This window comes from Roseimicrobium sp. ORNL1, from assembly GCF_011044495.1.
Lineage (GTDB): Bacteria > Verrucomicrobiota > Verrucomicrobiia > Verrucomicrobiales > Verrucomicrobiaceae > Roseimicrobium.
Genome location: NZ_CP049143.1, coordinates 5,084,692 through 5,101,215, shown reverse-complemented (window position 1 = coordinate 5,101,215; position 16,524 = coordinate 5,084,692). Strand labels below are relative to the sequence as shown.

1 protein-coding gene is annotated in these 16,524 nt (G+C 61.1%); it reads right to left on the bottom strand.

Annotated elements, in window-relative coordinates:
* Nucleotides 1-93: 93 nt before the first annotated feature.
* Nucleotides 94-16,506 carry an autotransporter-associated beta strand repeat-containing protein gene (locus G5S37_RS20680; protein ID WP_165206338.1) on the bottom strand — a complete coding sequence of 5,471 codons (16,413 nt, stop codon included), beginning with the start codon at nt 16,504-16,506 and terminating at the stop codon, nt 94-96.
* Between the last annotated feature and the right edge of the window lie 18 nt (nt 16,507-16,524).

The window sequence follows — 16,524 nt, the reverse complement described above, 5'->3', positions numbered from 1 at the left end:
AGACTGGCGATTTCCCTAATTCACGGAGGAAAAACGTGCTTCCAGTGCGTGTGTCCTCACTGCAGGTCTCAGGCTCAAGCCTCAAGCCTACACTTACATCTTCCGACGGCGGCGGAGGGTGACGAGGGAAAGGGCGAACACGAGGAGCAGGGCGCGGGTGGGTTCAGGGACCACCCCCACCACGACGAGAATGCCGTTGCTGGAGAAGGCGCTGACATCCCACAACAGGTTCTTGCTGGACAGATCTGGCAGATCCAGATCCACACCTATTTCAGAGCCGGGGGATCCATCACGGAGTCCGGTGCCGGAATTGAAGGTTCCCAAGATGGTCAGCGTGCTCCAGTCCAGGAGGTTGAACACATCTCCTACATTCGCATTGGCGAGATAGCCGTTGTCGATGACGCTGATGGTGCCGCTGGCATTCGTTCCCAGCGTCAAGGTGCCGCTGATGGTAATGTGATCGTGGTTACCGGGCTGGGCGAAGGTGAGGGTGGGGGAGTAGCTTGAGCCAAGAGCAGGCTGGCTGAGCGTCACCACATTACCCGCAATATTGGAGATTGTGGTGCCGGCGGCGATTCCAGCTCCGCTGACCGTGTTGCCGACGCTTAATCCTGCGGTGTTGGCTACGGTGATGGAAGTGCTGCCTGCCACTACAGTCACGTTGTGGACGGTGCTGCCGAAGGTGATGGCATCGCTCGTCGCCGTGATGTTGCTGGATAGCGTGACCACACCGGTCCCAGAATTGATGGAGACGACTGTGGTGCCGGGGTCGATGCCTGCTCCAGTGACGGTCTGGCCCACATAGATACCACCATTCCCCGTGCCTCCCGTTACTCCAAGGCCAAGGTTGGTGAGAGTCACCGTATTGGAACCAACGAGCGCAGTGCCAGCCTGGGTCCAGCCCTGTCCGTTCCACTTCTGCTTGTCGGTCGTGCTCAGCGCCGCGTAGTGGACGGCAGCATTGGTATAGGTGCCCCCAATCCAGGCACTGGTCACGCTGGCGTCGTTGAGTGTGGCGCTCGTGACGCCCATCTGGATCTGGCCGCCATTGGCCACCGTGAGGTTCACCACGCCACTGACTGTCGAAGGTGAAGCACCCGCAGCACCGTTTACGGGGAGCGGACGAAGTCCATTGCCCGCCGTGCTGCCGAGCGTGAGATTGCCATTGATGCCGCCTCCGGGCGTGACATCGGCCACACCTGGGGCCAGTACGCCTCCCGAGGCGATGGTCATCGTAGTTCCTGCGACGGGAGCGAGCACATGACCCGTGCCGGCGAGGGTGCCGGTGTTGTTCACCGTGACGGCGCCGCTTCCCAGCGTGGCATTGGTACGGGTGACGTTATCGCCCACCTGAAGTACACCGCCATTCACGGTAGTGGTACCGGTGTAAGTGTTCGTGCCATTGAGGACCTGGGTGCCGGTGCCCACCTTGACGAGGCGGATCGCATTCGCAGCATTGGTGATGGTGCCGGCGAAGACAGCCGTGGCCTCATTGCCATTGCCGATGGTGAAGTCGACGGCAGCGCCGGAGTTGGTGATGAGTCCGCCCATGGTGGCATTGTCACCATTGAGTCCATCCACACCCAGGGTCTGGCCATTCACATTGAGTGTGCCGCCAGCCTTCACCGTGAGGTCACTCGTGTTGGCGCCGAGTGCCGTGGCACTGCCTGCAGTGAGGAGGCCTGCACTGACCGTGGTGCCGCCGCTGTAGGTATTGGTTCCATTCAGGAGCAGAGTACCGTTGCCGGACTTGGACAGGCCACCATTGGAAATGGCACCGGAGATGGTCGCCGTTACCAGCGGGTTGGTGACGGTGATGGTACGCACGGCGCCACCGAGATTCACCGCGCCCGTGGTCTGGGTGATGTTGTGCCCTGCCTGTTGGCCGCCAAAGGTGAAGTCACCATTGATGTTGAGGGCGTTGGTAATCGTCACTGCGGTGCCGTTGGAGAGAAGCGTCGTACCATTGGCGATGGAGAGAGCACCTGTGCCAAAAGCCGCAGCGTTGCCGATGGTGACCGTGCCTTCATTGAGGTTGAAACCGTTGTCGAAGGTATTGGCGGCGCTCAGCACCAGGTTGCCATTGCCAGTCTTCTTGAGCGCTGCCCCGCCATTCGCGGCATTGCTCCAGCCGCCGATGCCCGCGCCACCGACCGTGGAGTTGGCGATGACCGAGGAGATGATGAGGTCCGCCGAGAGCTTGTTCACCGTGGAGGTCGTGACATTCAGTTCGGGTGCAATCGGGGACGTGCTGCCTGCAGCTTGATTCTGCGTGGAGACTGCGCCAGTCGTGCCGGTGACTACCGCAGCGGACAGGGTAAGCACGTTGCCGTTGATGGAGAGAATGGTGGTGCCTGGGGCGATGTTGACGCCCACGACGGTCTGACCCACCACGAAGCCGCCGACATCCGATACGGTCACATCAGCCGAGCCAGACACCGAAGTGCCCAGGGAGATCTGGCCGAAGGTCAGCGTGCCATTCGTGATAGTCGGAGCGGATCCCTGGTTGTCGCTTGTGGCTGTGATCAACCCATTCTTCACCGTCAGGATGCTGCTGGCGCGAATGTCCACGGTGGGGGTGACTGTTCCGCCATTGTTGTTGAAGGTGAGACTGTTCACCGCATTCAGACCGCTCGTGGCATTGAGGCTGGCGCCGAAGTTCAGAATGCCACCACCATTGATGGTGACATTGGCCGTGGGGGCGATGGCGCCACCAGGTGTGAGAGTGAGTGTGGCACCATTGTTAATGATCAATTCAGGATTGGGAGTGGTGGCAGAGGAGTTCACCAGACGCACACCCGTGCCGGCTGCCGGGGTAAAGCCGAGCGTGCCCTGATTGATGATGGTGGGGCCACTGTAGGCTTCGTTGGTGACGATCTGACCGCTGGCAAAGGCGAAGGCCTGGTTGGCAGTGATGGCCGCGTTTGCGTTTCCAGCGGAGAGCGTGATCGTGGTCAGGCCTACGCCGCCGCTGTCGGCAGCGCCAATGGTGGCAATGGTGATTCCCGCAGGAACACCGACACCGGAGACACCCGTTCCCGCGAAAAGGCTGGCTGCCTGCGCATTGGTGACGGTGATGGTGGGCAGGGCCACGCCGGATGCCACGGCGGGATTGGTTCCGGTGATGACCTGTGCCGTACCGAAGCCGATCGTCGTGCCGCTCGTGGTCGCCAGGGCCGGAGCGGAAATCGTGAACGACGTGGAAGAGGTAACTGCAGTCACGGTGGCACCATTGGGTATGCCGGGACCGGTGACGGCGTCACCCACGGCCACAGGGGTGGTAGGTGCTGAGGCTATCGTCACCGTGGTGCTGCCTGCCACGGTGGCCCCGCCTGTGGCGGAAATGCCCGCCGCGAGTGTGGGAGCGAGATTCAATGTCCCTGCACCGCCCTTCACAAAGGTAAGGGGCCCAGTGCCGTTGTCCACGAGCTGGCTGTTGATGGTGGTCGTGCTGCTGGCTTGGGTGCTGTACAGTGTGGCTGCGGTATTGGTGGTGGCACCCGCAGTGATTTGTCCGTTGTTGAAGGTGAGGCCACCTTGGGCGGAAATGAGAACGCCCGCCTCCAGACGCACGAGTTCCGCCGCACCCAGATTGATGGTGGTGCCCGTGGTACTGCTGAAGCGGAATGAGTTGAACACGCGGCTGGTGGTCGCCGCAGCCTCGGTGATGGTGCCTGTGGCCTGGTTCACATTCTCAGTGGTGGTGGCACTAACAATCGTGGTATCCTGGTAGTTCGCCGTGGTGGTGCCCCCGCCTGTCACGTTTGGTACGGCTACCCCATAATGTCCGCCGGTGAGCGGATTGATGGCGGTGTTGTACATGGCGATCTGGTCCGTCTGTGCCACCGCCCAAGGAATCACGCCATTGATGGTGGTGGGAGCAGTATCAAAGTAGATCGTGGGATTCGTTCCTGTGGCGCCCAGGGTGCCGAAGCCGGTGTTGAAGTGAACCTGCGCACCTGAGGTGACGTTGATGGTGCCAATCCTCAGTCCCGCTGCGGAAGCCGCTCCTGCATCGACACGTATTTCATTGTAGCCTTCCAGAGCATTCACGACCGCGACGGTGTCGAAGATATTCTGCCCGGGACGGCCGAGATCCAGGAAGGTGCCACTCCGCATGTTGAAGGTGGAAGTGGTCGGGGCTCGGTTGGCGATGCCGGAAAGAGAGTTGGCGCGGTTTTCGTAGCGAAGCTGGCCACCGTTGAGATGGTACACGGTGCTTGCCAGCGTGGCGCTGTCCTGCAGGATGAGAATGCCACCCTGAACGGTGGTGCTGCCGGTGTAGGTGCTGGCAGAGGTGAGCGTCAGGTTGGACGGATTCGCCCCGGAGACGGACGTCTTGTACAGATTGATGTTTCCATCAATCGAGCCGGCGTAGGTGAGGAAGGTGTTGTTGGCCTGGGAGACGAACAGGTTGGCAAGGGCGCCGGTGTTCGTCACACTGCCACCACCTCCGGGAAGGGGATCCGTACTGATGAGGCCACCGATTACCTGGTCGAAGCCATTCAAATCAAGCACGCCACCGGGGTTGACCGTGACGTTGTCGGCCAGCGAGGCAGCGCCGCTGTTAAGTACATTCAGGGTATTGGCACCCGCTGCCAGACGCAGCGTGCCGAGGTTCACGAAGGTGATGCCAGGGTCCGTGGAACTTCCGAGGAAGACACGCTTGTTGAGCGTCAGCGTTCCGGTGCCATCCTTGACAAAGGCATTCCCTGTGGCGGTGCTGATCAGGAAGGAATTTGAAACCATGTTTGCGGCAGCCGTGATGCGCAGGATGCCAGTCCCGGAGCTGATGGCTCCACCATTGAATCCAAGGTTGCCTGTATTCCCGATGATGCTGCCCGAGGAGACGGTCAGGGTGTTGAGAAGACCCAGCGCATTGAAGTTCTGTTCCGGGAAATTGCTCAAGGGAAGGGAGCCGCCAGCAGGGGAGCCCCCGATGGAGGTGACGCCGCCTCCGTTGTCGAGGCGTAGGCTCAGGACGGTGGTGTTCGTCGTGAAGTTCTGCGAAGTGATGACCAGGGCATTGCCCGTGTAGGCGGCGCCTACGGTGGGGCTGACTGCCGCCCAGTTGGCAGGAGGATTGGTGGGCGAGCCTGCACCTCCCGTGGTGAGCGGACTGTCCGGCTGCACGGGGAAGGCGGAGTACTCGTCAGACTCCAGCAGGCGATAGCCAAAGGTGTCATACGTCACAAAGCCCACGCCGGTGGAATCCTGCGCCGTGATGTCGGCGCGAATGCCGCCAACTACGTTGCCCTGCACCCCTGCTGCGGCGTTCACGGCCGTGCCGGGAGCGGAGAGGGCGCCCGCGCCCTGGCCGGTCTTGCCACCATTCACATACACGTTGACGCTGTTGGTGCCAGCTGCGGTGCGCCCCAGGGTCTGTCCTGCTCCGACGTTGATGAGGAGTGAACCACCACCGGCGGTCATGGCGCCCACGTTCACCGTGGCGCCGGCGTTGCCACCCGAGGTATCGAAGAGCCAGGTGGAGTATCCGGAGTTCAGCACCACGGTGGGGGCGCCGCTGTTGGTGCCCAGGGCAAGGGCGGCAGAGGTGCCTTCATTGATCAGGGCGGAGCCTTCCATGAAGGTCAGCGTACCGCCTTGCATGTTGATGGTACGGGCCGTGGTGGTGTCATTGGCCACATCGCCGTTGGCGGTGTCTGTCACGCGGTAGCCACCCAGGCGGTTGGCTTTGTTTTCGGTGCGGTAGTCCAGCGTGAGCGAGGCGCCCTGCTTGATGTTTACGGTGGTGAATCCAAGGGTTCCATTGGCGCCATTCACCAGGACGGTGCCACTCTGGATGTCGAGGGTGCCGACGTTGTTCACGTCACCATTGGAGGTGGCAGACGGGATCGCCACGGCATTGTCCCCGGAGATGATCTGTGTGCCGGTGCCAATCTTGGTGACGTTCAGCGCATACCCCGTGGTTTCGTTGATGCCATTCATGAAGTTGGTGAACCGTCCGGAGAAATCCGCGTCGGTGGTATTGTCCGCGCCAATGAACAACGTGCTGGGCGCACCAGTCGCCACGGCCGTCGTGCCGTAGACAGAGTTGGTGATGGTGCCCGAGCCGCTCAGGGAACCGACGATGGCATTACCACCACGCATATCCACCAGGCCAATGGCTTCCACGTTGAGACGGGAGTTCTGCAGCTGCGCCGTGATGGCCGCTGGCGTGCCCTGCTGGTCACGTCCACCCAGCACGAGTGTGCCATTGTTCACGTTGGTGTTGCCCGAGTACGTGTTGACCCCGGTGATGGCCAGGATGCCAGCGCCTTCCTTGTCGATACCCCCATTACTCATGTCAGCGAGGATGGAGAGCCCAATGTGCGCCGCTCCCTGCACGCCGGAACCTGTGACCAGGTCCACGGTGACGGTACGCTGACCACCATTCAGATTCAGGTTCCCCTGGATGAAGGGGACCGTCGAAATGTTCGTCAGGTTGGTAGCGGTGATGTTGCCGGTCAGCGTGATGGTGCCTGCACCGGAACGCACGCTGCCACCAACGCCGCTGCTGTTCCCGGTATGCCCACCCGCGTTGGTGAAGACAATGTTGGCCAGGGTCTGATCGAAGTGGTTCGTGTCGAAGGTCGCATTGTTGACGATGTTGATCGTGGCGCCGCTGTTGACCTGGTTGCCTGCGTTCTCAAACAGAATGCGGCTCATCGTCTGCCGGGAGGAGTCCGCAGCATTTTCGGTGCCGCCCACAATGAAGATGTTGGTGCTGTTGGCGATGGAGGAACCTGTGGTCGAGGCCAGACGCAGGTCGGTGGAGTTCACCGTGGTGGTGCCGGTGTAGGTGTTGGTATTGGCAAGACGGATCACAGGACCATTCTGCGCACCGGTGCTGGTGACGAGGTTCACTGCATTGGCACCGTTGTTCACGATCTGGGCATTCACCGTCATGGTGTTCCCCAGGTTGTGGAGGAAGAGCTCGTATCCCGCGTTGCCTGCTCCGGCGGTGCCGTCGCTGTTCCCTGCAGTGATTCTTCCGCCTTCCGCGGTGGAGTTGCCGATGTTCTTGGCAGTGGCGCTGGTCTCGCCAAGGATACCGCCTGACTGGATGTAGAGGGTGTCGGTGGGGGCTGCGAAGCTGAGGGTGGTGGTGGCACCGGCACCGATGACCATGCTGTTGGCCACGTTGGTTCCAGCGGCGAGCGTCGTGTTGGAGTTCACACGAATGTTGTACCCGGCGCCGAAGGCGGCGTTCCCGTAACCAGGACGATCCAACCCGGATCCTGCATAGTCGATAAGCCCTGTCGTCCGATAATCGACAATCGCGCGGAAACCTGTTCCCGGATCGTACTGCACGAAGTCTCCGGCTGCCGTGAGGTTGTAGGGGTTGGCAATGCTCGTGATGGCCCAGCCGCCTACGATGCCATTGTAGTTGGTGACGCCTCCAGTGACCCTGACAAAACCATCATCTCCCGGCGTCGAGCCTGCGAAATTGATCACGGCGCCCGTATTGCGGGTGAAAGAGGCCATCTGCACCGTGGCATTGCCGAAGGAACCGGCAGTGGTGCTGATTTGGTTGGCCCCATAACCGAGGGTGACATCTCCCAGGTTTGCGGTGGTGAACGAACCGCCACGGCCGGTGTAGGCAAAGCCCCCGCCGTTGAGCACGATATCCGCGGGAACCACGCCAAGGCGCCATGCGTCCGCCTGGGTGCCGGCATCACTCCATATCAGGGTGGCGGCATTGACGGTGACGAGGCTCGTGTTCCGGAGAGCCCCCAGGTCAAGCATGGTGGTGGCGCCGCCAGCGATGATGGTGGTCCCGGTGTACGTGTTCTCGTTCGTGATGCTGAAGGTGTTTCGACCGTAGCGGGCAAAGTTGATCACCCCCGTTCCGCTGCTGATGTTGCCACCCCACGTGTTGTCGCCCGTGGCGTTCATCGAGAAGATCTTGGTGCCCGCCACATTGTTGACCACCGTGCCACCTGCGAGAGAGTTCTGGTTGGTGGCAGGAATGATGTTGCCGAAATTGTTCACCGTCAGGTCAAAGCCATTCATGTCCACGGTGGCTCCGGCATTCACCTGAAGGGTGGGACCAGCGTTGCTGCTGTTGAAGTTGGTTGCCGTGGCTGCGGTCACCTGCCGGTAGAAGATGGCCTGGGTATTGTTCAGCACGATGGTGCCTTCGTTCACACGTGTGTTCGTGGTGTGGAAGTTGGCGCCTCCCAGAATCAGGGAGCCTGTTCCCGCCTTCACGAGGTCCCCGAGGCGCCCGCTGTTGTTGAAAGCGTAGCCAATGCTGGCGTTCAAGGTGAGGTCTGTCGTGCCGCCGATGGTGTGGATGTAGAGGTTCTGTGAGGCCGTTGTGGTGCTTCCCACGGGCGTGCCATCCACACCGATGATCCCGGTTCCCGCGATGGTCGCATCCGCAGTGGCCAGGATGCCGCCGCTCTGGATGTTCATGTTGGTACCTTGCTGCAGTGTCAACGTCCCGCCGGTGATCTTCAGCGAGTTGATGGAGATTGCTGCGTTGACGGCGGTGGTGGTGTTGGCGGTGATGAGAGTATTCAGATTGGCAGCGAGGGTATTGGTGTTCCCGGCCACATACTCTCCAGCAACAGTGCCAAGACCACGAATGCCCACGGTATTGCCCGCGGTGCTGTCGTAGGTGGCGAAGTTGATGTTGGTCCCGTCATTCACGATCAGGAACGAGGCGATGCCCTTGTCGGTGATACCATTGGCCCCGCCATTGGCAACGCTGCTCTGGCGGCCGATGATATTAAGACCTGCGGTGGAAAGACCATTGGTCAGAATGATGTTGGTGTTGCCATCAGCGCCGGCTGCCGCCAGGCCGAGGTTGCGCGCGTTGATCACCCCGGTCGCCCCGTTCGAACTGCTGAAGTCAAGTTCTGTTCCCGCGCGGGTGATCGTAAGGGTGATGCTGCTTCCACCGGGCTGGGCAGTGAGATTGATGGTGTTGTGCCCCTGATCGAAGTTGAGGCCTCGCGTGTTGCCGCCAGTGACGCTGGCACTCAAAAGTTCGGTGATATCCGTTCCCGCGACGGCGTGCCCCAGAATGGTGAAGGTGCCGCCTCGCATGATGAGGTTCTTGTTGCTCGTGGCAGCACCGTTGTTGATGCGGTTGTTCGTCAGCGTGCCTGTATCATCGATGACGAAGCTGCCACCGATGCGCACGTCAATCGCGCCGCCCAATCCGGTGAGGATGCCTCCGTTGTCGAGCACCAGGGAGCCATAGTTTACCAGGGTGCCGCCCGAGTAGGTGTTTGCTGCACCGCGAAGATACACGGTATCTCCGCCCACCTTGGTCAAGGCCTGCGATCCTGAGATATTCCCCGTGATGATGATGTCACCACCGGTGGCGTAGGTGTTTGAGCCGATGCCGGTCGCGGCCGTGCCCAGGGTGATGTTGCCACTGATCGTTGCGGTGCCGGCGGTGTTTGCCTGCTTCATCTGGGCGGACCCGGCGGCTGCAGGACTGGGGGAAGCGGCAGAAGTAGAGAGGCTGGTATTGATGATGTTGCCAAGGGTGTTGTTGTTAGCCCCCTGGTTCGCGATGGAGGTGCCGTTGACCGTGATGTTCTGGCCCACGTTGTTTCCGTTCAGATTGAGCACAGCGCCTGCATTGATGGTGAGAGCTCCGGTTCCGGTAGCTCCGACGACACCAGAATTGAGGACGCCATTGTTCACCACGCCACCCGCAATGGTGAGGCCGCCCGAGAACGAAGCCCCACTCGCACCACCCAGGGTCAGCGTATTCACGCCGGCCTTGGTCAGGAGGACGCTGCTGGTAACGGTCCCAGAGATGGTGATGTCACCGTAGCCGGAAATCTGGGACGCAGAGCCCAGGGTGAGATTACCACCCAGCCCACCAGCCACAGCGGAACTATTGTAGAGCGCGCCATTCTGCGAGGCGGTCCCGACGTTGTTGATGGTGACATTGCGTCCGGCGGACGAATTCACGCCGTTGAGATCGAGGGATGCGCCCGAGGCGACCGTATTGCCGCCGGTGGAGAGGGCGTCACTCTCGAAAATACGGACCGTGCCGCCGTTGATGGAGAAGAGGCCAGAGAACAGGGTGCTGTTATTCAGCCAGAGCGAGCCGGCGCCCGTCTTCGTCAGTCCATTCCCACCGTCATTGATTCCTCCGATGAGGTAGAGGATGCCCGTGGTCGGGTTCACCGTAGCGCCGGTGCCGAGGGTGGTGACTCCCTTAATACCGATGAAGCCCGTGCCGCCAACGCCAGCCGTGCCCAGATCATTGGTGACCGTGAGTGTCGAACCATTTCCCATGGTCAGGGTCTTCAGCGTGCTGTTGAAATCCGTGCCGAGTCCCTGAAGAGTCGCTGTGGTGCCCAGGGCCAGCACGTAGTCGTTGTCGATCTGGGCCGCGTTGTAATAGTTGTTTCCGGCATTGGCGGGTCCCGTGAAGTAGCTCAGCGCAGAAGAAGGGATGCCCTGGTAGCCGTTGTTGCCGCCAGTCGCCGCGGTGTCGGGACCGCTGTACAGCACGCGGATGCCGCCTGCAGTGCCGCCGGTGTTTCCCTTCACCGTGATGGAGTGCTGTCCCGCAGCCAGGAAGATGCTGCCACGTGCCGTGTCCTGCACCCCGTGGCCGGCGCCGATGTCGCGCGCGATCTCCACGCCATCGATTACGAGCGAGCTGTTGTCATCCGAGCCGATGATGAAGCTGTAGTTGCCGGCGGTGGTGACATTCAGATAGCCGTTGTGAATGAGAAGTCCGTTGGCGGCGCTGGCGTGGGCGGCCTGGTTTGCTGCTGTCTCGTTTGGCTGAAGGCCATTCATGACACTCGTCGGACCAGTGCCCCAGTTGGCTGCCACGTTGAGATTGGAGGCGCCTACCACCGTGTAAGACTGTTGCAGGCCTCCGGTGGAGGAGCCGGCGAGGAGCGAGGCTCCCATCTGGGGGGCGATCGTGTACACGATGCCAGCTCCACTCAGGGTGACGGTCTGGCCGGTGCCATACACCGTATTGACGGCATTGGCCGTAGGTGCCGCACCTGTATTGCTGGTGGTAACCGTGGTGGCATTGGAGAAGAGGTTGTTGCCTCCCAGGAGCAGGGTGCCTGCGCCTACGTTGAGAGGCTCATTGTTCCGCGCAAAGCCACCGTTCGTGATGGCGACGGTGGTGTTCGCCGCGATATTGAAGACCTGGTATTGTCCCGCGACCCGGCTGCCGGATGCCCCGACACTGTTTGAGGTGAGAGAGTTTGCGGTGAACACCAGGGTGCTGGGATTGGAGGCGGTGCCGCCCGACACATTCACCTGCCGCACCGTCGGATTGGTGGACATGGGGAGGTTCAGATTCCCCATGCGGATGCTGTTCGCGGCGGTAGTGCTGATCACTTCAAGATTCACATAGGCGAGGCCGGAATTCACGTTGATGTCATTCAGGGAGTTGGCATCGATGGCAGCCCGCATGGAGAGCAGTCCTCCATTGTAGGTGATGGCCCCTGTGCCGAAGGAGGAGTTCGCTGCGGCGCCGATGGGTATGATGCCGACGAGGGTGCCGCTATTCAGTGTCACGCCACCGGTGAGGGTATTGGCGTTGCCGAGGATGAGCGTGCCGTTTCCGGTCTTGATGATGCCACCGTTGGAGAGGATGCCGCCCATGGTGGCGGTCATCTGCTGTGCGTTCACACTGATGGTGCGTACGGCGCCGCCGAGATCCGCGAAGCCGTTCAAGGCAACGTTTATGAGGCCATCGAACTGAAAGTCGCCGTTGATCACCATCTGGTTGGTGACTGCATTGGCCGCAGCACTGGAGAGGATGCGAGTGTTATTGCCGATGGTCAGGGTGCCTGTGCCCAGAGGCCCACTCGTCACGGGCATCTGCAGCGTGGCACTGGCGAGGGCAGAGGGAGTGCTGCTGGCGCCAATCAGCAATCCGCCGGCCGCGAGGTTCACACCACCCGAGAAGGTGCTGCCCGTGGAGGAGAGCTGGAGGATGCCGTCACCCTGCTTGAGCAGGCCATTGGCATTCACGATGTTTACGTTGGCCCCCACGTTCAAGGTGGCGACCCAGGGATCGATGATTTGCCCATTCTGCTTGATGCCATCGATGTTAAAGACCGCGGTGTTGCCACCAAAGTTGAGCTGGGCGCCTGCCGCCGACGCAGTGATGAGACCCGTGCCCACGCTGGTCGCATTGCTGCTTGAGGCATTGATCGTCGGATTGGTGAGGAAGAGGACGCTGGTTGCGTTGCCGATGTTGACCGTTGGCGCACCGTTGGCGGCTCCTGAGAAGCCGCTGGCATTGATCGTGAGGCTGGCGAGCGTGTTGGTGCCGTTGGCCAGAGTAAGGCCGGCGCCCATGTTCAGCGTGACGTTGTTCGTGGCGGCGATACCTCCCACGACCGTTGAGGTGACCAGGGCGTTGTTGATGATCAATTCCGTCCCGGAAATTGCTCCCACCGCTCCCGCTGTCACGGTGCCGGAATTCGAGTTGCCCGTATTGCCGGTCCATCCGTTGACGACCGTGCCGCCGGTGTAGCTGTTGTTGCCGTTGGCGAGCACGACCGTGCTCGTATTGTACATATCAAAGACCACACGGAGGGCTGCTGCGCCATTGTTGATAAACCGGGAATTGACGGTGGTCGTTGCGTTGCCCGTATTGTGGAAGTGCAGCGTCTGGGTTCCTACAGCGCCCACGCCACCGGAGGTGATGCTGCCGTTGTCCACCGCGCTACCAATCGAAGTGGCGAAGGCGCCGTTCCTGATGATGCCGCCGCCGGTAAGATTGAGCACGTCATTCGAGTCCGCAAAAGCAAGTGAACTGGCGGCGCCAGGGTTGAGCACCATGGTGTTCACCGTGATCACATTGCCGACAGCATCTCCCAGGGTGGAGGCGAAGGTGCCTGTGTTCTTGATGTTCTCGGTGGCAAGAAGGTTGGTGAATGTCTGGTTGCCGGCGAGGTTGCGGTCGTAGCCCGCCATGCCATTCGTGTTCAGGTTGGCGATACCGAAGGCGTCGCTGTAGCTGATGAAGTCCGCACCGCCTGTGACGGCCCATCCCCCGATGATGTTGTTGGTGAGTGTGAGGCCACCGGTGACGGTGACGCGCGGACTATTACCGATATCCCCGTTTGCGGTGTTCACGTTCAGGGCGGCATCGTTGGAACTGCGCGTCAGGCTGGTGAGAATGAGGTCTGTCGAACGGGTGCCGTTGGCTCCGTTGTTCACGGTGATTTGGGAGGCGCCCTCCGCGAGAATGACATTGCCCAGGACTTCACTCGATGCGGTGTTGTCGCGGCCCGTATAGTTGATGGTACCGGTGCGCATCGTGATGTCAGCCAGGTCATTGACACGGTTGTTGTCATTCACCGTGCCGCCATTCGTAATGGTCAACGCACCGCCATGGATGAAGATGGCAGAGGTCCCGGACATCTTGCCGAGATCCTGCAAGGTGGTCGCACTCCCGTTGATCAACGTGGCACCCGTGTAGCTGTTGTCGTTGTACAGTGTCGTGGCCTGGGTATGACCGAAGAAGATATTGCCCATCACCCTTCCGCCAAAGACGGAAGTGTTGCGATTGACCAGGGTGGCCTGGGTGGCGCTGGAGTTGATGATGTCACCGCCCGTGCCGGCTCCGGCTGCCAGGTTGGTGGAGTCCAGTCGGTTGGTTTGCAACACGGTGCCATTCAGATCCAGGGTGGCGCCCGGTGCGAGCGTGATGTTTACGAGCTGGGCGGCCAGGGTGTGATTGCCCCCACTCAGCTTCACTGTGCCTCCATTGATGTCAAAGTTGCCCGTGCCGGTGTTGAAGAACTGCCGGGTCGAGATTTCCAGCAGACCACCGTTCGCCTTCTGAAGACCCACATTGGTGTTGGTCGTGATGACCCCGCCAAAGTTGAGTGAGGAGCCGGTATTCACCATGAAGGCAGTGGGCACCGCTCCCTGCGCGAGGGTCATGCCACTGAGTACATTGCCCATGGAGCCGGAGACAAGGATGTTTCCGCTGGTGATGGTGAGCGTATTCCCGATCGAGTTTGAGGTGACCGTGGTGGCGACGCCGCTGTTCATGACGAGCGAGTTCAGCGTGTTGGCCGTGTTTGCCAGATAGTGGGGACCCGCTCCGGTGATCTGCGCATTCGCCGCCGCTGCCGTGGTGCCGCCCGGGGTGGGGGCGCCGGCGGTGTTGTTGATGTCGTCCGTCACGCCTGTGTAGGTGGCTGCGGTAACCGTGCCGGCTGCCGCACTGACGAGATCTGTTCCATTCAGTGAAGCACGCTGCACCACGCCACCGACTCCGGTGGGGGCGACGGTGAGTGAGATGATGTTGTCGGTGCTGGTGATGAAGTTGATGAACGAACCGGCGGCGGGCGCCAATGGTCCCGTGCTAAAGACGAGTGTTGCCGCATTGCCAGCGGTGCCGCCGGTCACGGAGATGTTGCTCTGGCCTGCGCCGAGCACAAAGGTGCCGATCGTCTCCGTCGAGGCGGCAAGTCCATTGCCCACATACTCCAGATTGGATCCCTGCAGAGTGAGGGCGCGACTTCCAAGGCGATTGGGAACAGCAGCGCCACCTGCATCATTGATGCGGAGAGTGCTGCCGGCGTTTGCGGTCACGACACCAGCTCCCGCAGCAAGGCTGCCCACACCCGTCGCATTGCCGATGACAAGGGTGCCTCCACTCAGGGTAACCGTCTGGGCTGCGGCAATGGCGTTCGCCACTCCGATGACGGCGGTAGGTCCAGTGGTGTTGGTGGAACGGATCAGGGCAAGATTGTTGGCGAGTGTGCCATTGAGATTGACCGTGCCTTCACCCGCAACCGTGAGTGCAAATGCACCCGTAACATTCCCCATGTTCAACTCGGCACCGGAGGCGGCTCCCACGGTGGAGGCCGTTTGCAGTGCCACCGCGCCCACGGTGTTCGATCCCAGGAGGCTGAAGAGCGAGCCGCTGCTGTTCACCCCAGTGCTGTTCAGAGTGATGGCACTGGTTTCGCTGACGCCACCACTCAGATGAAGCGCATTGCCAATGACGCTGGTGACGGTGATGGCTCCCGAGCCGGTACCATCGTTGACGTTTAATTGAAGGACGCCCCCCGCCACCGTCGTCGCGCCCGTCTTTGTACCGTTGTTCACCGTGATGACCAGGGTCCCGGCATCCGTCTTCTGGAAACCGTTCGCGGCTGCTCCAGCGAATGCAGTGTCCACGGTGAGCGTCTTGCCCTGCGAAACACCGATGTTGTTGCTGGTGTTGGTGGCGTTGGCAAAGTTGAACACACGACCGGTGGCCGTGAAGGTGTCGAAGGCTTGGAAGGTGCTCGAAGCGCCCGAGCCAATGATGACCACGTTTGCGGTGTCACCCAGCGCGCCGTTGCTCGTGGCGCCCAGCACACCACCCGTCACCGTCATGGTTCCGGTGAAGGCGTTCGCGGCATTGGTCAGCAGGAGAGTGCCTGCGCCAGCTTTTGTGAAGCCGAAGCTGCCTGCACCATCATCGACGATGCCGCTGAGGACGAGGCCGGGTACCGTGGTGCTGGCTGCTGAGGCAGTGCTCACGGAAAAGGTGGCGGCACCGGTCAGGGAGACGCCGCCGGAGAATTCCACGCCATAGCCGTTGTTGTTGGTGATGGTGAGCGTGTTGGCACCGATCAAAAGGGTGCCGAACTGCATGGTCTTGTTGAGTGGCGTCTGGAAAAGCGTGCCCCCTGCACTCGCGGTTCCGGCGGTGTATCCACCCACACGGTCCACGGCGATGGTCGTGTTGCCTGCCACCGTCACATTATCTCCAAACACAATCTTCTGCGTGCGGGTGGTCGTTCCGGTCACGAAGTCTGTGCCACCGTCCGTACCATTGCCATCAGCCCGCAGGTCGAGCGTGCCGCCAGAGAGGATGATGCCGTTCGTGGAACCGGTGTTGAGAGCCTGGGCCCCGAGGATGCGAAGGGTGCCGGAGCTGAGCGAAACGCTTCCTGTAAAGGAATTGGTGCCGGAGAGAACGGTTACGCCGTTGGAGCTGGCAGCCACGCCGGACACCACGATATTCTTCGCGCCGTTGGTCTCGGAGATGTTCCCGGAGATTTGCAGGATGTTGGTGAGGTTCGCGCTCGCGTTGGAGAGGTTGAACGTGGCACTGGAACTGCTCGCCAGAATGATGTTGGCGGCAATGACGTCGGTGAGGGTCGAGGCGACGTTGGCCTTGTTGATGGATGCTGCTGCCGCCAGGTTGTCAAAGGTCAGGGTGCTGCCTCCCTGGGGGACCAGGGTATAGGCAAAGAATGCCGTCGTGGGATCACCGATGTTCAGGATTCCCAAGGTGACACTCGTATCAAGATTGATCGTTTGAGCTCCAGCTAGGTTTGCGTTCAGGTTCACCACATCGGCGGCGGCTCCCGGGACAGGAGCGGTGCCGCCCCAGTTGAGTCCATCATTCCATTGGAATGTGCCTGCAGCAGTCGGCGTCCATGTGTAGGTGACAGCGTGCAGTGATGCAGCTGTCGAGCCGAGGCACAGGAGGACGAGGCTGGTGAGGTGCCTGAGGGAGCGGGGAAGCGTGCGCATGGAAGGTGCTGGCGAGGC